The following is a 21,156-nucleotide window of genomic DNA, read 5'->3' on the forward strand; positions in this document are numbered from 1 at the left end:
GCAAGGACGAAGACAAACGAAAAAGAAAGACGCCAGCCCGGACAAACCTCAATCCCGGAACCGCTCCGGCCGCAGCGCGGCGAGCGTGTCAGGCGGTACATCGGGCGTCGCACCGGCGAAGAGATCAGCGATCACTTTAGCAGACCCGCATGCCATGCCCCAACCGGACGGCCCGTGTCCAGCGTTCACAAAAAGCCGGGGATGCAGCGCGTTGCCGACAAGCGGCAAGCCATCCGGCGACAGCAGCTTCAGGCCTTCCCAGGGCAGCGCGGCCGAAATCTTTGCGGCGCCGGGAATCCAGTCGTGGGTCGCCTGACCCAGCAGCGCGAGCGCTTCCTTGGTCAGCGGCTCGCTGAGCGGCTTGTCGACGAGGTTCGCCGGTTGCACGACCGCGCCGCCCGCGATGCGCAGCCGATGGTTCATCCGGGTGATGGTGATGCGTTTGACTGCGTCGACCACGGTCATATGCGGCACGCATTCTTCGTGAGCGACCGGCGCGGCCAGCGTGTGCATCCGCAGCGGATGCAATGGCAGGCGCAGGCCGAGCTGCTCCAGCAACGGCAGGCTGCCGACGCCGGCTGCGACAACGATTGCGTCGCCGGCAATCACGTCGACTTCGCGCGAGCGTGACGATTCGCCTGTGCGCGGCGCCAGTTCGACGGCGGCCCGCTGGTTGTCGACACGGATCGCGGTCACTTCACGGCCGGTCTGGAACGTCACGCCGCCTTGCTCGTCGAGCAACTGCTTGACGAGCTTCGCAAACAGCGGACAGTTGGCCGTGCGTTCCGAGTCGAAATGCACGCCGCCCGCAAAATCAGGATCGGTCGGCACAGAATGCTCGAGCGTGGCGCACTCGGCGGCCGTCAGCACATGATGGGGGACTTCGTATCGACGCAGAAGGTCGAGCGCAGGCTGGGTCAATTCCCACTCGTGGGCGCTACGGACGAGGTGAAGCACGCCGCTGCGCTGTTCGAATTCAAGGCCGAAGCGCGCTTCGATATCGGCCATCGCATCGCGCGACAGTTCGATCAGCGGACGCAGGCGCCCCATCTGTTCCGAGAATGCGGTCGGGTCCTGCAACGTGGCCAGACGCTTCAGGAAATCGCGCGCGCCCGAGTTGAAGCCGGTCTTGCTGACGACGCCGCTTTTCGCGGCGCGCCGGTTTTCCATGAAGGTCGGGCCGAACCAGACGTCGAGCGGCGTCGGCAGCACGGTGCCGCTGTGGCCGTAAGTGGCGCCCTGTGCAACCGTGGCATGGCGTTCGACGACGCACACGCGGTGGCCGGCCGCGCGCAGCTGATAAGCGGTGGCGACGCCGACAATCCCGCCGCCAATGACGATGACATCCATGATTGATTCGATTTGCGGGCAGGACGCGAATGAGCCGGCGTGCCCGTATGCGCGACGTGCGGCGCAGGCGGTGATCCTGCCGCGCCGGTCAGTGGAAAGGGCGAATGATAGCAGTCAAACGGGCCGGGCCGCCATGCCGGCCGCGGTGGCGTCATGCGGTGCCGGCCCACGCCGGACGTTGCTGCCAGAAGGTTCGTCGCGCCACGGAGGGCGGCTCTGACGGGCCGTCCCGAGGTATAATCTCCGACTTCCTTTCGCCTCCCGTCGCCTGCACGCGCGACTGATCGACGCAACGTCAAGTCCATGGCCCACTTCTCGTGTTTCCCCGGCGCTTCGGCCCTCTCCGATTTCCGTCAAACCCGCCTGCTCGATACGCTCACTCGCATCGACGCCAATATCACCGGCGTACGCGGGCAATACCTGCATTTCGTCAACGCATCGACGCCGCTTTCGGCGGATGACAGCGCGAAGATCGAAGCGCTGATGCACTACGGCGAACCGTTCGAAGCAGCCAGCGAGCGCGGCACGACCGAAACCTTCCTCGTGGTTCCGCGTTTCGGCACGGTATCGCCGTGGGCGAGCAAGGCCACGGATATCGCGCTGCACTGCGGTCTGTCGAAGGTGCGCCGCATCGAGCGCGGCGTCGAATACACGCTGATCCTGAAGTCGGGCCTGCTCGGCGGCAAGAAAGCGCTGTCCGACGAGGCGCGCGCTGCTGTCGTCGCCGCGCTGCACGACCGCATGACTGAAAGCGTCGCGCCGTCGCGCGATCACGCGATGCATCTGTTCGACGAACTGCCGGCAAAGCCGCTGCAAACCGTCGATATCCTCGATCAAGGACGCACCGCGCTGGAAACCGCGAACACGGAACTCGGTCTCGCGCTGGCGGACGACGAAATCGACTATCTCGTCGACGCGTTCAGAAAGCTCGGCCGCAACCCGACCGACGTCGAACTGATGATGTTCGCTCAGGCGAACAGCGAGCACTGCCGTCACAAGATTTTCAACGCCGACTGGACGATCGACGGCGAGCGGCAGGACATCTCGCTCTTCAACATGATCCGCAACACGGAGAAGCTGAATCCGCAAGGCACGATCGTCGCGTATTCGGACAACTCGTCGATCATGGTCGGCGGCATGGCGGAGCGCTGGTTCCCGCGCAAGCCGTCGGGCGAGGGCGAGCGCGCTGAACATTACGGCCGTCACACCGAACTCACGCACACGCTGATGAAGGTGGAAACGCACAATCACCCGACCGCGATCTCGCCGTTCCCCGGCGCCGCGACGGGCGCGGGCGGCGAAATCCGCGACGAAGGCGCGACGGGCCGCGGTGCGCGTCCGAAGGCCGGTCTGGCGGGTTTCACCGTATCGAACCTCGATCTGCCGGATGCGCGCGAAGCATGGGAAAACGCCCGCGATGCGGCACAACCGGTCGCGCATCGCAACGACGCGGACAAGCAGGAAGCGTACGGCCGTCCGGACCGCATCGCTTCGCCGCTGCAGATCATGATCGATGGTCCGCTCGGCGGCGCCGCGTTCAACAACGAATTTGGCCGGCCGAATCTCGGTGGCTATTTCCGCGTGTACGAACAGAACGTCGCGGGACGTGTTCGCGGCTATCACAAGCCGATCATGATCGCCGGCGGCATCGGCAATATTTCGGATCAGCACACGCATAAGCACGATCTGCCGGAAGGGTCGCTGCTGATCCAGATCGGCGGTCCCGGCATGCGGATCGGCATGGGCGGCGGCGCGGCCAGTTCGATGGCGACCGGCACGAACACCGCCGAACTCGACTTCGATTCCGTGCAGCGCGGCAACCCGGAAATCGAGCGGCGCGCGCAGGAAGTCATCAATGGCTGCTGGCAGCTGGGCGAAAAGAATCCGATCTTGAGCATTCACGATGTCGGCGCGGGTGGGCTGTCGAACGCGTTCCCCGAACTCGTCGATGGCGCGGACAAGGGCGCGCGCTTCGAGCTCCGGAAGGTCCAGCTGGAAGAGAGCGGTCTGTCGCCACGCGAAATCTGGTCGAACGAAGCGCAGGAGCGCTATGTACTCGCGATCGCGCCGGCTGACCTGCCGATGTTCGAGGCAATGTGCGAACGCGAGCGTTGCCCGTTCGCGGTGATCGGCGTGGCGACGGCGGAGCGTCAACTGCAACTGGTCGATACCGATAAACACAACACTGACGGGCACGAACCCGTCGATATGCCGATGGAGGTGCTGCTCGGCAAGCCGCCGCGCATGCATCGCGACGTGAAGCGCGAAACGGTCGCGCTTCAGCCGGTCGACGTGACGGGCGTGAACCTGTCGGAAGTCGCGGTCAGCGTGCTGCGCCATCCGACGGTGGCGAGCAAGTCGTTCCTGATTACGATCGGCGACCGTTCGGTTGGCGGCACGACCGTGCGCGACCAGATGGTCGGCCCGTGGCAGGTGCCGGTTGCCGACTGCGCGATCACGGCGGCGGATTACGCGGGCTTCCGTGGCGAAGCGATGACGATGGCAGAGCGCACGCCGCTCGCTGTCATCAACGCGCCGGCGTCGGGCCGCATGGCGGTCGGCGAGGCAGTGACCAATATCGCGTCAGCGCCGATTGCATCGCTCGACAAGCTGAAGCTGTCGGCGAACTGGATGGCCGCGTGCGGGAGCCCGGGTGAAGACGCGGCGCTGTACGACACCGTCAAGGCGATCGGCATGGAACTGTGCCCGGCGCTCGGCATCGGCATTCCGGTCGGCAAGGATTCGCTGTCGATGCGCACGAAGTGGGAAGACCGTGGCGTCGCGAAGGAAGTGGTCGCGCCGGTCTCGCTGATCATCTCGGCATTCGCGCCGGTCGAAGACGTGCGCCGTCATCTGACGCCGCAACTGCGCCGCGTGAGCGAAGTGGGAGACACCGTGCTGATCGCGATCGACCTCGGCCGCGGCAAGCATCGTCTTGGCGCGAGCATTCTGGCGCAGGTGACGCAGCAGGTCGGCGACACAGTGCCGGACGTCGACGATCCGGAAGACCTGAAGCGCTTCTTCGCCGCGATCCAGGCGCTCAACGCCGACGACAGACTGCTCGCCTACCACGACCGTTCCGATGGCGGCCTGTGGGCGACCGTCGCTGAAATGGCATTCGCGGGTCACGTGGGCGTGTCGCTGAATGTCGACATGCTGGTGCTCGATCCGAACCACGAATCCGACTACGGCGACGCAAAAGACTGGGCGAAGCAGACGAGCGGCCGCCGCGACGACCGCACGATCCGCGCGCTCTTCAGCGAAGAACTGGGTGCGGTGATCCAGGTGCGTGCGGCGGATCGCGACACGGTGCTGGCCGCGCTGCGCGAACACGGCCTGTCGGCATGCTCGCACGTGATCGGCAAGCTGAACGAGCGCGACACGCTCGAAATCTGGCGCGACGCGAAGAAGATCTACGAAGCGCCGCGCGCCGAGCTGCATCGCGCGTGGGATGAAGTCAGCTGGCGCATTTCGCGTCTGCGCGACAACCCGGCGTGCGCGGATGCAGAGCACGATGTATTGCTCGACGCGGCCGATCCGGGCATCACGCCGTATCTGAGCTTCGATCCGGCGGAAGACGTTGCCGCACCGTTCATCCCCCAAGGGGACTTCCTTCGGGGCGGCAAGGGCGCGCGTCCGCGCGTCGCGATTCTGCGCGAGCAGGGCGTGAACTCGCACCTCGAAACGGCGTATGCGTTCGATCGCGCCGGCTTTGATGCGTACGACGTCCACATGAGCGACCTGCTGTCCGGCCGCGCGACGCTGGCTGATTTCGTGGGCGCGGTGGCATGCGGTGGCTTCTCGTATGGCGACGTGCTCGGCGCGGGCGAAGGCTGGGCGAAGACGATCCGCTTCAATCCGCGACTCGCCGACATGTTCGCGACGTTCTTTGGTCGCGCGGACACGTTCGCGCTCGGTATCTGCAATGGCTGCCAGATGATGAGCAGCCTCGCGTCGATCATTCCGGGCGCGGAAGCCTGGCCGAAGTTCACGCGCAACAAGTCGGAGAAGTTCGAAGCGCGCCTCTCGCTGGTCGAAGTGCAGGCGTCGCCGTCGATTTTCTTCGACGGCATGGAAGGCTCGCGCATTCCGGTGGCGGTCGCGCACGGCGAAGGTTTCGCGGACTTCTCGCAACAGGGCGATGCGTCGCGCGTTGCGGTGGCGATGCGTTACGTCGACAACCGCGGGCAGGCGACGGAGCAGTATCCGTTCAACCCGAATGGCTCGCCGCAAGGCATCACCTCGGTGACGACGCCGGATGGCCGCTTCACGGTACTGATGCCACACACGGAGCGCGTCCATCGCACGGTCACAATGAGCTGGCACCCGGAAGGCTGGGGCGAAGCGAGCCCGTGGATGCGCGTGTTCCAGAACGCGCGTCGCCGGCTGGGTTAATCCAGTTGTGCATCATGCAAACCGGGCGCTTCACAATAGCGCCCGGTTTTGAAAAGCCCGGACCCAGAAACGACAATGCCGCCCTCGGGCGGCATTGTCGTTTCTAAAGCAGCAAAAACGCTTACTGGATCTTCGCGTTCTTGCGCAGGCCTTCTTCGAACGCCTGCAGCTTTTCCTGCTGCATCTGCTGGACGATCTGCGGCTTCACCTGTTCGAGCGGCGGCGGCGTGATTGCGCGCGTGTCGTCGAGACGGATGATGTGCCAGCCGAATTGCGTATGCACCGGCGTGTCGGTCATCTGGCCTTTCTGCAGCTTCGTGGCTGCATCGGCGAATTCCGGCACGTAGGCCTTCGGATCCGACCAGTCGAGGTCGCCACCGTTCTTGCCCGATCCCGGGTCCTTCGAGTACTGCTTCGCGAGGTCTTCGAAGCTGGCGCCGGCCTTGATCTTCACGATCAGGTCTTTCGCCTGCTGTTCGTCTTCGACGAGGATGTGGTGCAGGTGATATTCCTTGCCGCCCGCGCCCTTGACCAGCTCGTCGTAACGGGCTTTTACTTCGGCGTCGGTCGGTGCGTTGTTCTTTACGAAGTCTTCGATCAGCGCGCGCAGCACAACCGTCTGTTGCGCGACGGCGACCTGCGCCTTCACGTCAGGACGCGTCGGGATGCCGCGGCGCGCTGCTTCCTGCGTCAGAATTTCGCGATTGACCAGTTCTTCGCGCACGGCCATCTGAAGCTGCGGCGTGTTCTGCTGCCCTTGATGGACGAGCTGGTCGATCAGCGCATCGGCGCGTGCTTTCGGGATCGGTGTGCCGTTCACGACGGCGATGTTCTGTGCAAACGCAGGCGCGGCCGCAAACGCAGCCAGCAATACCCAGGAACGGGTTTTCTTCAAGGTCATCGGAAGTTTCCTAACGGGACAACAAATCGAATTCTTCGGGCGTATAAGCCGTGATTGCGAGTGCGTGGATGCCGCGCTGCATGCCATCGGCCAGCGCATCATACACCATGCGATGCCTTGCCACGCGGGCCTTGCCGGCGAATGCGGCCGCTACGATCGTGACAGTGAAATGACCGCCGGCAGCCGCGCCGGCGTGACCCGCGTGCTGCGCACTGTCGTCGCGTACGTCAATCGAGACGATGGGCGCGAGCGCCGCTGCGAGGCGCGTTTCGATCAGCGCGGCGCGCTCGGCCGTGGTGGCATTGAGGAAGGCTTCAGTGGTCATCGATCATTCCTCTTTCATGTACCTGGCGAGCCACAGGCTCTGGCCGACGATGAACACCACAAGCAAACCCGTCGCGCCAAACAGCTTGAAATTGACCCACGCGTCGGTGGAGAAGTTGTACGCGACGAACAGGTTGACGATGCCGAGCAGCACGAAAAACACTGCCCACACGTAGTTGAGCTGCGCCCACACGCGATGCGGCAGCGTGATCTGCTTGCCCATCATCGCTTCGATCAGGTTCTTGTTGAACGCCAGCTGCGAGACGATCAGCGCAACCGAGAACGCCCAGTAGAGCACCGTCGGCTTCCACTTGATGAAGGTGTCGTTGTGCAGCACGAGGGTCGCGCCGCCGAACACGGTGACGACGCCGAGACTGACCCACAGCATGGGATCGACCTTGCGATGCCGGAATGCCACGAAGGCGATCTGCACGAGCGTGGCGACGATGGCGACAGCGGTCGCCGTGAAAATGCCCCAGATCTTGAACGCAACGAAAAACAGGATGATCGGGAACAGGTCGAACAGGAATTTCATTATCGGGTCGGGAATCCGGAGAGTGATGCGCTCAATGGGGGCCGGCACACGGTGGGCGGGGCAGAACGCGCTGCTGATCCGCGCCCGCCGCAGTGGCCAGCGGCCGGCACGACATGCCCGGCACGCAGCCCGGACGCGGCGCCGAAGCGCCGGTGGTCAGAAGCCCTCCGGAACCCGGCCGCGCCCGGCCTGCCTTACTTGGGCTCGAATTGTAGCGCAGCCGAATTGATGCAGTACCGAAGGCCCGTCGGCGCTGGGCCATCTTCGAACACGTGACCCAGATGCGCGCCGCAGTTCTTGCACTGCACTTCGATGCGCAGCATGCCGTGCGAGTGATCGGTTTTCTCCGCGATCACCTCGCCGTTGATCGGTTTGAAGTAGCTCGGCCAGCCGCAGCCGGCGTCGAACTTCGTATCCGATTCGAAGAGCGGCGTGCCGCAGCAGACGCAGTCGTAGACGCCCCGGTCGAAGTGATCCCAGTATTCGCCGGTAAACGGTCGCTCGGTGGCCGCCTGACGCGTCACCATGTACTGGGTTTCCGAAAGCTCTTGACGCCATGTTGCGTCGTCTTTCTGTACAGCGGGTGTAGCGGACGTGTCGGTCTTGAGGTCGTCTGGATTCATGGTCGGGTCCTGTCGATAGGAGGGGCCGGATCGCTCGCGCGCAAGGAGCAGGCGCAGGTGGTTCAGCATGACAAAGCGGTTGTGAAGCTCACGACGAGCAGCTGACTTCGAGCGAACTCGCCCAGTCGGGCGGCAGCGCCGCGTACGCTTCGTTTTCGGGTTGCTCGTCGAACGGACGGCGTAGCACGGCCGCCAGTCGCTCGACTTCGGAGAAGTCCTTTTCCTTCGCCTTGCGGATCGCGGTTTCCGCCAGGTGGTTGCGAAGTACGAATTTGGGGTTGACGCGGTTCATTGCAATGGCGCGCGACGCGTCATCGCGTGTTTCTTCGGACAGACGTGCGCGATAGTCGTTCGCCCACGCGTCGAACGCGGCGCGGTCGAGAAACAGATCGCGCACGGGTGCATCGCCGTTCGCATCGAGCGTCGAAATCCGCGACAGATTGCGGAACGTCAGCGTGAAGTCCGCGCGGTTCGCATGCATGATTTCGAACAGACGGTTCGCCAGCTGATCGTCGCCGGGGCGTTCGGTTTCGAGCCCGAGCTTGTCGCGCATGCGGCGTTCAAGCGCCGGCGCGAAGCGTGCCTTGAAGCCTTCGAGCACGCCTTGCGCGTCCTTCACTGCGCGCTCGCCGCGCACGCCGTCTTCGTAGCGCTCGCCGAGCAGTGGCAGCAGCCCCTGCGCAAGGCAGAAGAGGTTCCAGTACGCGATCTGCGGCTGCATCCGGTAGGCGTAGCGGCCCTGGTTGTCGGAGTGATTGCAGATGTAGTTCGCGTCGAACGCATCCATGAAGCCGAACGGGCCGTAATCGATCGTGAGACCGAGGATCGACATGTTGTCCGTGTTCATCACGCCATGGCAGAAGCCGACGGCCTGCCATTCCACCAGCAGGTCGGCGGTGGTGCGAACGGCTTCGTCGAGCAGCGCCAGATACGGATCGTCGGCTTCCTTCATGGCGGGATAGAAGCGCTCGATCACATGATCGGCCAGCGAACGCAGCGCTTCGACGCGATCGTTCGAATAGAAATGCTCGAAGTGCCCAAAGCGCACGAAGCTCGGCGCAACGCGTGTCACAACCGCAGCCGTTTCCACTTCCTCGCGTCGCACGGGTTGATCGGAGCCGATCACGCACAGGGCGCGCGTCGTCGGAATGCCGAGGTGGTGCATCGCTTCCGAGCACAGATACTCGCGGATCGACGAGCGCAGCACGGCGCGTCCATCGCCCATGCGCGAATACGGCGTGCGGCCGCCGCCTTTCAGTTGCAGCTCGAGGCGCGTGCCGTCGTGTTCGACTTCACCGAGACCCAGCGCGCGTCCATCGCCCAGCTGGCCGGCCCACACACCGAACTGATGGCCCGAATAGACCGTCGCATAGGGCAGCGCCTGCGCGGGCCAGTCGCGGGTTGTATTACCGGAAAAGTATTCGGCGAAGGTCGGATCCTCCGCGATGGATGGATCGAAGCCGAGGAGTGCAGCGGTTTCAGCGGAAAACCCGACCACATAGGGCGCGGGCAACGGTGCAGCCGGCAGGCGGGTCAGGAACGTGGTGCCGAGCTGCGCAAACGAGCCTGCGCGCTGGCTGCCGATTGTGCCGGCCAAAGCCGACATTGGCTCCGACAGACCGGCATTGCTTGGGGAAAACGACATATTGAGCGCCTCACATTTAACCGATATTGTAAGTCCGCACCCGCGGGGCTGCAGGGCGGCCGCCATCTGCCGCACGAGACGCACCCGACCTGCACCTTTTTCAGGACCATGGCGAGGAGACAACACGAATGACAACGCCGCTGCTGGGACAGATGATGGATGTGCCGCTCACCGTGTCCTCGCTGATCGCGCATGCCGCGCGGCACTTCGGTGGAACGGAAATCGTGTCGCGGCGTATCGAAGGCGACGTACATCGCTACACGTATCGCGACTGCGAGAAGCGCGCGAAGCAACTGGCGCAGGCGTTGATCGTACTTGGCGTGCAGCCGGGCGAGCGCATTGGCACGCTCGCGTGGAACGGCTACCGGCATCTTGAAGCGTATTACGGCGTCGCCGGCTTCGGCGCCGTGTGCCACACGATCAATCCGCGGCTGTTCCCGGATCAGATCGCCTGGATCATTAACGATGCGCAGGACCAGTATGTCCTGTTCGATACGACGTTCGCGCCGCTCGTCGACATCCTCGCGCCGCAGTGTCCGAATGTGCGCGGCTGGATCGCGCTCGCCGACGAAGCGCATCTGCCGCGGATGCAGAACGCGCTGCCTGTTCCGCTCCTGAGCTATGAGACGCTGATCGAAGCGCACGACGGTGCATTTGAGTGGCCGCGTATCGAGGAAAGCCAGGCTTCGTACCTGTGCTACACGTCCGGCACGACCGGCAATCCGAAAGGCGCGCTGTACTCGCACCGCTCGACGGTGCTGCACGCGTTCGGCGCTTCGCTGCCGGACGCGATGTGTCTCTCCGCGCGCGATTCCGTGCTGCCCGTCGTGCCGATGTTCCATGTGAACGCGTGGGGCATTCCGCACGCCGCGCCGCTGACCGGCGCGAAAATCGTGTTCCCCGGCAAGGATCTCGACGGCAAGTCGCTGTTCGAATTGATGGAAGCGGAGGGCGTCACGTATTCGGCGGGTGTGCCGACAGTCTGGCTTGGTCTCCTCAACTATCTGAAAGAAGCGCAGGTGCGTTTTTCGACGCTGCAGCGTACGGTGATCGGCGGCTCCGCGTGTCCGCCCGCCATGCTGCGCGCCTTCGAGGACGACTACGGCATCGAGGTGATCCACGCATGGGGCATGACCGAGATGTCGCCACTCGGCACGCTCGCGAAGCTGACGTGGGAGCAGTCGCAGCGTTCGCCCGAAGAGCGGCGCAAGTTGCGCGAGAAGCAGGGGCACGTGATGTATGGCGTCGACATGAAGATCGTCGGCGAGGACGGCCGCGACCTGCCATGGGATGGCGTCGCATTCGGCGACCTGCATGTGCGCGGACCATGGGTGATCCAGCGTTATTTCCAGAACAACGAATCGCCGCTGATCGACGGCTGGTTTCCGACCGGCGACGTCGCGACAATCGATCCCGATGGCTTCCTGCACATCACCGACCGCAGCAAGGACGTGATCAAGTCCGGCGGCGAATGGATCAGTTCGATCGACCTGGAGAACGTCGCGATCGCGCATCCGGCTGTCGCGGAAGCTGCGTGTATTGCCTGTTCGCATCCGAAGTGGACCGAGCGGCCGCTGCTGGTCGTCGTGAAGCGTCCGGGTGCGGACGTGACGCGCGAGGAACTGCTTGCGTTCTACGAAGGCAAGGTCGCGAAGTGGTGGATCCCGGATGACGTCGCGTTCGTCGATGAACTGCCGCATACCGCGACCGGCAAGCTGCAGAAGCTCAAGCTGCGTGAACGGTTCCGCATGCACATCCTGCCTTCGGCGGTCGACGTGCCGGACTGTCCCTTTCAGGAGCCTTCCTGACCTTTGATGCACGCCGCGCAGGATGCGCATGACACGGCCATGCCTACGGGCAAACCCCGTGTCACAATAAATTGAACGAGCGTGCTTTTTTGTGTATTCTGCTCCTGATCCTGGAAAGTTTAGGCAATGAGTCGGACAATGAACCGACGGGCTATTTTCGCGCAGCCAGGCGCATGGAGGCAGGCACATGGCAGTGGACTACACAACACGTGACGGCGTCGCCGTCATCACGCTCAACAATCCCCCGGTCAACGGGCTCGGTCTTTCGACACGGGCCGGTATCGTCGAAGGCATCGAGCGCGCGCAGAACGACGCGTCGGTGACGGCGATCGTGCTGACGGGCGCCGGCAAGGCGTTCTCCGGCGGCGCGGACATCACCGAATTCAACACGCCCAAAGCCACGCAGGAACCGACGCTGGCTACGGTGATCAACGTCGTCGAAGGCAGCGCGAAGCCGGTTGTGGCGGCGATTCACAGCGTCGCGATGGGCGGCGGTCTGGAGCTCGCGCTCGGCACGCATTACCGGCTCGCCGCACCGGGCGCGCAGATCGCGCTGCCCGAAGTGAAGCTCGGCATCCTGCCGGGCGCAGGTGGCACACAGCGTTTGCCGCGTGCAATCGGTCTCGAGGCGGCGCTCAACATGATCGTGTCGGGCGCGCCCGTCATGTCGGAAAAGCTTGCGGGCTCGGGGCTTTTCGATGAAGTGGTCGAAGGCGATCTGCTCGAAGCCGCCGTTGCGTTTGCACACAAGGTCGGCGCGAAGGGAGGCCCACATCCGCGTGTGCGTGATCGCAAGATCGAGCATCCAAATGCGGAAGGGTTCATCCAGTTCGCGCGCAATGGTGTTGCGGGCGTCGCGAAGAATTTCCCGGCGCCGCACAAGTGCATCGATGCTGTCGAAGCCGGTGTGAAGAATGGCTTCGACAAGGGCCTTGCGTTCGAGCGCGAATGCTTTGTGTCGCTGGTGCAGACGCCGGAAAGCCGCGCGCTGCGTCATGCGTTCTTTGGCGAACGTGCCGCCAGCAAGATTCCCGATGTGCCTTCCGACACTGTAGCCCGCGACATCGGACAGGTTGCCGTGATCGGCGCCGGCACGATGGGCGGCGGCATTGCGATGAACTTCGTCAACGCGGGTGTGCCCGTCACGCTGCTGGAAACGAAGCAGGAAGCGCTCGACCGTGGCGTCGCGACGATCCGCAAGAATTACGAAGGCACCGTCAAGAAAGGCAAGCTGACGCCGGAAGCGCTCGAACAGCGCATGGCGCTGATCAAGCCGACGCTGTCGTACGAAGACCTCGGCAACGCCGATCTGATCATCGAAGCCGTGTTCGAAGAACTCGGCGTGAAAGAGCAGGTGTTCAAGCGTCTCGACGAAGTCGCAAAGAAAGGCGCGATTCTCGCATCGAACACGTCGACGCTCGATCTGGACAAGATCGCCGCGTTCACGAAGCGCCCGCAGGACGTGGTCGGCATGCACTTCTTCAGCCCGGCCAATGTGATGAAGCTGCTCGAAGTGGTGCGCGGTAAGGACACCTCGAAAGATGTGCTCGCGACCGTCATGAAGATCGCGAAAAAGATCAAAAAGACGGCCGTCGTCTCGGGCGTGTGCGACGGCTTCATCGGCAACCGGATGATCGAGCAGTACATCCGTCAGGCGCTCTTCATGCTCGAAGAAGGCGCGCTGCCCGCGCAGGTCGATCGCGCGATCGAGAAGTTCGGCTTCGCGATGGGCCCGTTCCGCATGAGCGATCTGGCCGGCAACGACATCGGCTGGGCGATCCGCAAGCGTCGCTATCACGAATATCCTGACATGCACTATTCGAAGATCGCTGACCGTTTGTGCGAGACGGGGCGCTTCGGACAGAAGACAGGCGGCGGCTGGTACGACTACAAGGCGGGCGACCGCACCGCGCATCCTTCGAAGTTCGTCGAAGAGATGATCGTCGCGTTCTCAAAGGACGCGGGCGTGGAACGCCGCAAGATCAGCGACGAGGAAATCGTCGAGCGTCTGGTGTTCGCGCTCTCGAACGAAGGCGCGAAGATTCTCGAAGAAGGCATTGCTTCGAAGGCGTCGGACATCGACATGGTGTATCTGACGGGCTACGGCTTTCCGCTGTGGCGCGGCGGCCCGATGCTGTATGCGGACACCGTCGGCCTCTATAACGTCGAGCGTGCGATTCGCCGCTATGCGTCGCGGCCGAACGGCGACGCCTGGCAGATCGCGCCGGGCATCGTCGACCTCGCCGCCAAAGGGCGGGGTTTCAACGGCTGATCACGCGGATAACGCGACGTGAAGCAGAGACGTGAAGCGGAGAACGGGATGAAAGGCGCGGATGAAGTGCTGCTCGTCGTCGACGTGCAGAACGATTTCATGCCCGGCGGCGCACTCGCCGTCGCGCGTGGAGACGAGGTCGTGCCGGTGGTGAACCGGCTCGCCCGCGCGTTCAGCCACGTTGTGCTGACGCAGGACTGGCATCCCGCTTCACATATCTCGTTCGCCGCGAATCACGCGGGCCGCGCACCGTTCGAGATGATGACGCTGCCGTACGGCGAGCAGGTGCTGTGGCCGGTGCATTGCGTGCAGAACACGCCGGGCGCCGAACTGCATCACGATCTCGATGTGCCGCATGCGCGGCTTGTGATCCGCAAAGGTCATCACGTCGACGTCGACAGCTATTCGGCTTTTCTCGAAGCCGATCGCACGACGCCGACCGGCCTCGCGGGTTATCTGCGCGACACGGGCGTGAAGCGCGTCTGGTGCTGCGGCCTCGCGACGGATTACTGCGTCGCGTGGTCCGCGCTCGATGCGCGAGCCGCCGGATTCGACGTTGCGGTGATCGAAGACGCATCCCGCGCAATCGATCTCAATGGTTCGCTCGACGCCGCCTGGCGCGATCTGCAAAACGCGGGCGTGGCCCGCATGCAGGCCGCCGCGGTGCTGGCCTGATGCTGACGCTGAAAGATGCCGGCCGGCGAAGCGAACCTCAAACAAACACTGGAAGCAGGAGACTTGCATGACTGACGCCGTAATCGTATCGACCGCCCGCACGGGTCTTGCCAAATCGTGGCGCGGCGGTTTCAACATGACCCACGGCGCGACGCTGGGCGGTCACGCCACGCAGGCCGCCGTCGAGCGCGCAAGGATCGACCCGGCGCGCGTCGAGGACGTGATCATGGGCTGTGCGAACCCCGAAGGCGCGACCGGCGGCAACATCGCTCGCCAGATTGCATTGCGGGCGGGGCTGCCCGTCAGCGTGCCGGGCATGACGGTGAACCGCTTCTGCTCGTCGGGCTTGCAGACCATTGCACTCGCTGCGCAACGCGTGATCGCGGGCGAAGGCGATGTGTTCGTCGCGGGTGGCGTGGAATCGATCTCGTGCGTGCAGAACGAGATGAACCGTCACATGCTGGCCGAAGGCTGGCTCAGCAAAAACAAGCCGGAAATTTACTGGTCGATGCTGCAGACCGCCGAGAACGTTGCGAAGCGCTATTCGATTTCGAAGGAGCGTCAGGACGAATACGGCGTGCAGTCGCAGCAGCGCGCCGCAGCGGCGCTCGAAGCGGGCCGCTTCAAGGATGAGATCGTGCCGATGACGGTGCTCGCGGGTGTCGCCGACAAGGCCACCGGCCGCATGTACACGAAGGAAGTCACGGTTTCCGCCGACGAAGGCATCCGGGCCGATACGACACTCGAAGGCGTATCGAAGATTCGCACGGCGATGCCCGGCGGCGTGATTACGGCCGGCAACGCGAGCCAGTTTTCCGATGGCGCTTCGGCGTGTGTCGTGATGAACGCGACGGTCGCGGAGCGCGAAGGGCTGCAACCGCTCGGTATTTTCCGCGGCTTTGCCGTGGCTGGATGTGAACCGGACGAAATGGGCATCGGTCCTGTGTTCGCCGTGCCGAAACTGCTGAAGCAGGCGGGCCTGAAGGTCGAGGACATCGATCTGTGGGAACTGAACGAAGCGTTCGCGGTGCAGGTGCTGTACTGCCACGACAAGCTGGGTATCCCGATGGATCGCCTGAACGTGAACGGCGGCGCGATTGCAGTCGGGCATCCGTACGGGGTGTCGGGTGCACGTTTGACAGGCCATGCGCTGATCGAAGGCAAACGGCGCGGCGCAAAGTTTGTCGTCGTGACAATGTGTATCGGCGGCGGGCAGGGCGCAGCAGGGCTGTTCGAAGTCGTTTAATATCGCAACGCGTTGACGGCGGCGCGCCCTCGCGCCGCCGTCTGGTCTTGCTGTTTTTGCTGCTTCGGCTATTTCTGCTATCGGCTACTGCGCGAAGGTGCTGAAGCCAGGAAGCGGAAGCACGCCGTGGTCGGTGAAGCGGATGCCGCCGAACACGCCACCCGCCAGCCGGCCGTGCAGCTCGTAGGGCAGATCGCCCGTCCACGTGCCGTTTGCAAATGCAATCGCCTGGCGCGCGGCCGAAAACCCGGGAATCGTCACCGGCACGCTCACGAGCGTTTCGCCAAATCGTGGCACGGCGCCGCTCTGGTCGCTCACGCCGCTGGCGAATGGCTGGCCGTTCACTTCAAGATCGAGCGAAACACCGTCGAAATTAGCCGCGTAGTCGTTCGGGTTCTGCAGCCGGAGCTTGACGTTGAAGCGCAACTCCAGGCCCTGACTCTCGATCGGCTCGATCCCTGCCACGCTCACACGGATATCTTCGTGGCCGGGCAGACTCGAGCAGCCCGACAGCACTGAAAGCACCGACACACACAGCGCCGCGACCAGAAACAGACGGGCGGAATTTAGCGCGCGAAATGATGGCACGGGAGGTACCTCCAGTGATGGCCGGATCGGCTAGACGATTGTACCGGGCCGCACGGATATCCAGTGTGCGTTGTGCCCTGGTTCCGTCGCGCAACGGCGGACTTCTTCGGCCGGTCCCGATCTCGGCGATCCGTCACCGCACGGCACGATCGCGCGCCGTGCGCTCGAAAGCGGCATGACGATGACCGCCGACGAAATCATCATCATGCACGGCTGCATCGAATCGATGAACCTCGCACTGCGCGCGGTGACAAAACCCGGTGACAGGGGTCGTGTCAAGATTCGGAAATACTGGGATGGTCCACCCACTTTTCATCGGGCGGATACTTAAGCCCCAAAACCCGGATGTGAGGTCACCGTCATGGACTCCGTCAACTCCCAAGTCATCGGCATCGACGCCGGCAAGAACTGGTTTCATGTGGTCGTCATGGATTCGAGGGGCCAGCAGACTGATCGGCGCAAGTTGCGACGTGACGCACTTCTGGAATATATCGCGCAGCACGAGCGCTGCCTGATCGCCATGGAGTCGTGCGCCGGCACGCAGTTTCTGGCAACCAAGATGCAGGCGCTTGGTCACGAAGTGAGGCTCGTTCCCGCGCAGTTTGCCGCACCATTTCGCAAATCGAACAAAAACGACTTTAACGACGCTGAGGCCGTCGCCGAAGCCGCCATGCGAGGCCACATGAGATTCTCCCGCGTGAAATCGATTGAGGAACTCGACCTTCAGGCGCTGCACCGCGCCCGCGACCGACTGATCCGGGAACGGACCGGACAAATCAACCAGATCCGGGCGTTTCTCCTGGAAAACGGCATCACTGTCGCGCAAGGCAGAGCGAAGCTGCAACACCGTTTGCCAGAGCTCATGCGTGACGCCAATTCCGGTCTGTCTGGCGTGATGCTGCACCTGCTGGACATTCTTGTTGGACGGTGGAGAGAACTGGACAACGCGATCAGCAAGCTCACCCATGAGATCGAACTGATTGCGCGCGCGAGCGAGCTCTGTCAACGTCTCGTCAGCATCCCCGGCATCGGTACACTCAGTGCCACCGCGCTCGTCGCCGCCGTCGGCGACGCCAGGCAATTCCGACATGCCCGCGATCTGGCCGCCTGGATCGGCCTCGTGCCACGGCAGTTCAGCACCGGCGGGAAGCCTCGTCTTCTAGGCGTCGGGCGCCGAGGCAACGGCTATGTGCGAAAGCTGCTGATTCACGGCGCGCGCGGTGTCATGAGCCGGTTGAACCGGTCAAAACACCGGCTGGCCGCCTGGCTCACGTCGCTCGAAAGGCGCGTCCATCCGAACATCGCCGCCGTCGCGCTGGCCAATAAACTGGCCCGCATCGCCTGGGCCGTGCTTACCAAGGGAGAAATCTATCGTCCAACCTGAATCCCCGTCCCGTTACTGCAAGTGACGTTGTGTGGAAGAACAGTCAATCGGCGCGATCGTGAACCTGTGTGCGCAAAAGGCTCACTGAAGCCGCGGAAATTCATAGGTCGATCGCGCGCGGATACCCATCACGGCCGGCGCCTCGTGCCGAGACCGAATAGATTTAGGCAGACGCCTCTTCCAGTCAGTGAAAAACCTCGCTTGCAATTCGTGGGTGGACCATAGATTTGTGCACGTTAAGCGTTCGCGAACTGTGCTGTTCGAATGGCGGTGATCGACCCTCGCAGTTGACTGTCGCATGCTAGCGAAGCTGACCTTCATGGACTTCGCTGAACGGCCCGGAAGCTGCCATTCACATGAACGTGCGCCCCAGCGAGAAGGCATACCCTGTTCCACCTACACCTTCGTAGGGCGTCTACCCATCGGAATCGTCGAAGACTCATGACATAATTCGCCGCAAGCTCGAGCCCGTCCGCAACTCCGTCACCGCGATGCTTAGCCTTTTCCACCGCAAGATCGGCAGCATCCTGGGATTGCTTGCAATCCTGATGGCGACGCTCGCGCCAACGGTCTCGCATATCCTCGCGGCAGACCAACGTTTTGAGGCGGTCTCGGGTGCTTTCTGCTCCGCGCAGAGCGGTTCCGATATTGCGGGACACGACGAATCGCCATCGACCGGGAAAGCGGGCCATTGGCAGGCGTGCGCGTATTGCGGGCTCCTTGCCCACATGCCGGTGTTACCGAGCGGGACCTTGGCGTTTGCGCCGACGGATTGGGCAACTCAGCCGACGGCGATTCTCCCGTTTCGGACGATTCACCGCGTTTTCCCCTTCACCGCAGCGCAGCCGCGTGCGCCTCCATTTTCATCCTGATTGAGTCAGCAAGGCGGCGATGCATGTGCCATTGCATCGCCGCGCCGTCGCGTCTTCTGACAGACCCGCGACCACACAAACTCGACCATTCACAAAGGATGAACCAAACCATGCGCACCATTCCAGTTCGCGGCGGTATGCCGACGCTCGTGGCTTTAGTTGTTCCGGCTGCCGTAGCCGTCACTATTCTCTTTCCCTCACTTGCAACTGCGCACGCCATTGCTGGCAACCGTGTTTTCCCGGCGACGATGGCGGTCGACGACCCAGGCGTCGGCGATGAAGTCAATCTGGAATTCGGCCACGTCAAATCCGACACGGGCGACGGAGACACGCAAAACACCAATACCACGACCCTCGAATGGGACAAGCTGATCACGCCGAGTTTCGCCCTTATGGGGACGGGGACTTACGTGAACGTGAACGCGCCAAATGGCGGCTCCGCCCGCGGTTTCGACAACTTCACGGTCGGTGCCAAATACCGGTTCTACGTGAACGAAGCCCATGAGTTCATGGCGTCGGCCGGTGTGATCGCCGAACTGGGTGACACCGGTTCGAAGGCGATCGCCAATCCGCACTCGGCGATCTCGCCAACGCTTTATGTCGGCAAGGGATTCGGCGATCTGCCAGAGGGCCTGAAATATTTGAGACCGTTGGCGATCACCGGCATCATCGGCCCGCGGTTGACGATGAACAGCTCCGATCCCGATTCCCTGAACTGGGGCGTTACAGTGCAATACAGCCTGCCTTATCTGCAGAATTTCGTGCAGGACGTGGGGCTCAAGGCGCCGTTCAGTAACCTGATTCCGGTCGTCGAATTCCCGATGAGTACCTGTACCGGCGGCCCCTGTTCGGGCCATACGACCGGGAGCATCAATCCCGGCGTGATCTGGCTCAATCGCTGGGGCCAGCTCGGCGCCGAGGCGGTGATTCCGGTCAATCATGCAAGCGGCAAGGGGGTGGGCGTCCTGGTGCAGGCGCATCTTTACCTGGATGACGTGCTACCCAACTCCGTTGGTAAGCCGCTTTTCGGCAAAGGAGACTAGAAATGAATGTCTTCAATGGTCTTCAACGAGGCTGCGGCGCAGCGGCCATCGCGACCGGCATCCTGATCCCGTCCGCGGCATTCGCGCATGTGTTCCCGCAAACGCAATCGCCATCGGCGGGCGCCGAAGTGCCCCCGCCGGAGAACGTGACGATCGTGTTTGATGGTCCGCTCGAACCTGCATTCAGCTCGCTGACCGTCAGCAATTCGACGGGTAAGCAGGTGAATGCCGTGAAAGCGCAAGTCGATCCGAACGACAGGAAGTCGATCCATGTCGCGTTGCCCTCGTTGCCACCTGACAAGTACACCGTGCGTTGGGTCGCCGTCGCCTCTGACGGGCACCGTACGCAGGGCGACTATTCGTTCAGGGTGAAGTAGTGGACCGCGCGACGCTATCCGGTTCGATCATCGTGGCCGCCGTCGCCAACGTACTGTTCGCGTGCGCGGCAGGCTCCTGTCTGGCGGCGTTGCTGCTGGACAACGCGTCGCCGCGCATGTGGCACCGGTTGCAACGGATCGTCGTTGTCTGCGTCGCCACGTTGATCGTTGCCGATACCGTCAATTTGCTATTTGAGGCCGCACTGATGAGCGGGTCAGTTCCGGGTGCCGCTTTTTCGATGTTAATCCCAGTACTGACCCTATCGCATTTCGGCGCAGCGTGGTCTGCTGGACTTGTCGCCCTGATCGTGTGGACGCTCTTTTCGGTGGCGCCGCGAGGTTTCGGGCGGCCAGTTCGCACGACTGTCGCGCTGTTCGCCGCAGCCGTCTTCGCCTTTAGCAAAGCGGCGTCGAGTCACGCGGCAGACGCCGGCGACTTTTCGCTGCCGGAGTGGATTCACTGGGCGCATATCTGCTCGACCGCTGCGTGGGCCGGGCTTGTGATCGCGGGCGGACTTTTCGTGCTGCCGCGGCTGCGGGCCGAAGCGAGCGGAGAGGACCTCGCGCACTTCGTCAGGCGCCTGTCTGTTGCCGCAACCCTCGCCTTGCTGGTGGTCCTCGTCACCGGAGTTGACAACGCCAATCGCGGACTGGGTGGCTCTCTCGTGCCGCTCACACATAGCGACTGGGGGCTCATTCTCGACGCTAAACTCGGGTTTGTCAGTGCAGCGATCGTGTTGGGTGGGATCAACCGGCTGGTTTATTTACCACGCATACGGCGGGGTGCATCGCACGGTGCTATGGCCTCGTTCCTGACGATTTTAAGAGCCGAGGCGGTTGTCATGATCGGCGTCCTGTCTGCTGCCGCTGTGCTCGCCCACGCTGTACCGGGGGCCCACCTTGGCGCCTGATCGTGAGCTGACGATTTGTAGAGCGTCATCATGCCCTCGTGCAGTTTGCTCGCGAGCGAAGAACAAGCAACCGTCAGGCCCAACCATTGAGCCTTGTCGGTCGCTTCTACAGAGCTTCCCAGGGCCGGCAATCGTCCCCGGTGTTCCGGAAGAAACGCTGCTGCGCTATAACACAGGTGGCAGCGCCCTGATGACCGGAACATCACT

Annotated in this window: 18 protein-coding genes; 11 read left to right on the plus strand and 7 right to left on the minus strand. The window is 63.2% G+C overall.

Going from position 1 to position 21,156, the window contains the following annotated elements; all coding sequences use genetic code 11:
* Positions 1–48: 48 nt before the first annotated feature.
* Positions 49–1,350: an FAD-dependent oxidoreductase gene (locus P3T16_RS26530; RefSeq protein ID WP_429344522.1), complete on the minus strand. Its 1,302-nt coding sequence runs from the start codon at positions 1,348–1,350 to the stop codon at positions 49–51.
* Between the two features lie 303 nt (positions 1,351–1,653).
* Between P3T16_RS26530 and purL the strand changes: the two genes are divergently transcribed.
* Positions 1,654–5,745 (plus strand): phosphoribosylformylglycinamidine synthase, encoded by a 4,092-nt coding sequence (gene purL, locus P3T16_RS26535; RefSeq protein ID WP_429344523.1) that lies wholly within the window; start codon positions 1,654–1,656, stop codon positions 5,743–5,745.
* Between the two features lie 121 nt (positions 5,746–5,866).
* On the opposite strand, the gene P3T16_RS26540 is transcribed toward purL, so the two are convergent.
* From P3T16_RS26540 to P3T16_RS26560, 5 genes are all read right to left on the minus strand, one after another.
* A complete protein-coding gene (locus P3T16_RS26540) occupies positions 5,867–6,646 on the minus strand; it encodes a peptidylprolyl isomerase (RefSeq protein WP_429256398.1) in 780 nt (259 codons plus the stop codon).
* Between the two features lie 10 nt (positions 6,647–6,656).
* Positions 6,657–6,971, minus strand: a complete 315-nt coding sequence (locus tag P3T16_RS26545) for a BolA family protein (RefSeq protein ID WP_429344524.1) — start codon at positions 6,969–6,971, stop codon at positions 6,657–6,659.
* Positions 6,972–6,974: 3 nt separating this feature from the next.
* Positions 6,975–7,505, minus strand: coding sequence for a septation protein A (locus P3T16_RS26550; RefSeq protein ID WP_429344525.1), 531 nt, complete (start codon positions 7,503–7,505; stop codon positions 6,975–6,977).
* Positions 7,506–7,699: 194 nt separating this feature from the next.
* Complete coding sequence (msrB, locus tag P3T16_RS26555) at positions 7,700–8,128, minus strand: peptide-methionine (R)-S-oxide reductase MsrB (protein WP_429344526.1); 429 nt, start codon at positions 8,126–8,128, stop codon at positions 7,700–7,702.
* An 88-nt stretch (positions 8,129–8,216) separates the two neighbouring features.
* On the minus strand, positions 8,217–9,773 hold the full coding sequence (locus tag P3T16_RS26560; protein ID WP_429344527.1) for a protein adenylyltransferase SelO: 1,557 nt from the start codon (positions 9,771–9,773) through the stop codon (positions 8,217–8,219).
* Positions 9,774–9,901: 128 nt separating this feature from the next.
* Between P3T16_RS26560 and P3T16_RS26565 the strand changes: the two genes are divergently transcribed.
* The 4 genes from P3T16_RS26565 (at position 9,902) to P3T16_RS26580 (ending at position 15,774) form a co-directional block, all read left to right on the plus strand.
* A complete protein-coding gene (locus tag P3T16_RS26565; RefSeq protein WP_429344528.1) occupies positions 9,902–11,581 on the plus strand; it encodes a 3-(methylthio)propionyl-CoA ligase in 1,680 nt (559 codons plus the stop codon).
* A gap of 187 nt (positions 11,582–11,768) precedes the next feature.
* A complete protein-coding gene (locus P3T16_RS26570; protein WP_429344529.1) occupies positions 11,769–13,853 on the plus strand; it encodes a 3-hydroxyacyl-CoA dehydrogenase NAD-binding domain-containing protein in 2,085 nt (694 codons plus the stop codon).
* Between the two features lie 48 nt (positions 13,854–13,901).
* The gene (gene pncA / locus P3T16_RS26575; RefSeq protein WP_429344538.1) at positions 13,902–14,528 is read left to right on the plus strand and encodes a bifunctional nicotinamidase/pyrazinamidase; all 627 of its coding nucleotides are present in this window, start codon (positions 13,902–13,904) and stop codon (positions 14,526–14,528) included.
* A 67-nt stretch (positions 14,529–14,595) separates the two neighbouring features.
* A complete protein-coding gene (locus tag P3T16_RS26580; protein WP_429256390.1) occupies positions 14,596–15,774 on the plus strand; it encodes an acetyl-CoA C-acyltransferase in 1,179 nt (392 codons plus the stop codon).
* 84 nt (positions 15,775–15,858) lie between these two features.
* Here P3T16_RS26580 and P3T16_RS26585 read toward each other — a convergent pair whose 3' ends face one another.
* A complete protein-coding gene (locus P3T16_RS26585; protein ID WP_429344530.1) occupies positions 15,859–16,362 on the minus strand; it encodes an LEA type 2 family protein in 504 nt (167 codons plus the stop codon).
* A gap of 175 nt (positions 16,363–16,537) precedes the next feature.
* Here P3T16_RS26585 and P3T16_RS26590 point away from each other — a divergent pair, with 175 nt between their 5' ends.
* The 6 genes from P3T16_RS26590 to P3T16_RS26615 all read left to right on the plus strand — a co-directional run bounded on the left by P3T16_RS26590 (position 16,538) and on the right by P3T16_RS26615 (position 20,949).
* Positions 16,538–16,693 carry a hypothetical protein gene (locus P3T16_RS26590; protein ID WP_429344531.1) on the plus strand — a complete coding sequence of 52 codons (156 nt, stop codon included), beginning with the start codon at positions 16,538–16,540 and terminating at the stop codon, positions 16,691–16,693.
* Between the two features lie 30 nt (positions 16,694–16,723).
* Positions 16,724–17,746 (plus strand): IS110 family transposase, encoded by a 1,023-nt coding sequence (locus tag P3T16_RS26595; protein ID WP_429344532.1) that lies wholly within the window; start codon positions 16,724–16,726, stop codon positions 17,744–17,746.
* Between the two features lie 491 nt (positions 17,747–18,237).
* A complete protein-coding gene (locus tag P3T16_RS26600; protein ID WP_429344533.1) occupies positions 18,238–18,618 on the plus strand; it encodes a DUF2946 domain-containing protein in 381 nt (126 codons plus the stop codon).
* 110 nt (positions 18,619–18,728) lie between these two features.
* Positions 18,729–19,661 carry a hypothetical protein gene (locus P3T16_RS26605; protein ID WP_429256386.1) on the plus strand — a complete coding sequence of 311 codons (933 nt, stop codon included), beginning with the start codon at positions 18,729–18,731 and terminating at the stop codon, positions 19,659–19,661.
* Between the two features lie 2 nt (positions 19,662–19,663).
* Complete coding sequence (locus P3T16_RS26610) at positions 19,664–20,038, plus strand: copper resistance CopC family protein (RefSeq protein WP_429344534.1); 375 nt, start codon at positions 19,664–19,666, stop codon at positions 20,036–20,038.
* A complete protein-coding gene (locus P3T16_RS26615) occupies positions 20,038–20,949 on the plus strand; it encodes a copper resistance D family protein (RefSeq protein WP_429344535.1) in 912 nt (303 codons plus the stop codon). The genes P3T16_RS26610 and P3T16_RS26615 overlap by 1 nt, the downstream gene beginning before the upstream one ends.
* The last annotated feature ends 207 nt before the right edge of the window (positions 20,950–21,156 follow it).

It is taken from the genome of Paraburkholderia sp. GAS42 (assembly GCF_050436565.1).
Taxonomy (GTDB): domain Bacteria; phylum Pseudomonadota; class Gammaproteobacteria; order Burkholderiales; family Burkholderiaceae; genus Paraburkholderia.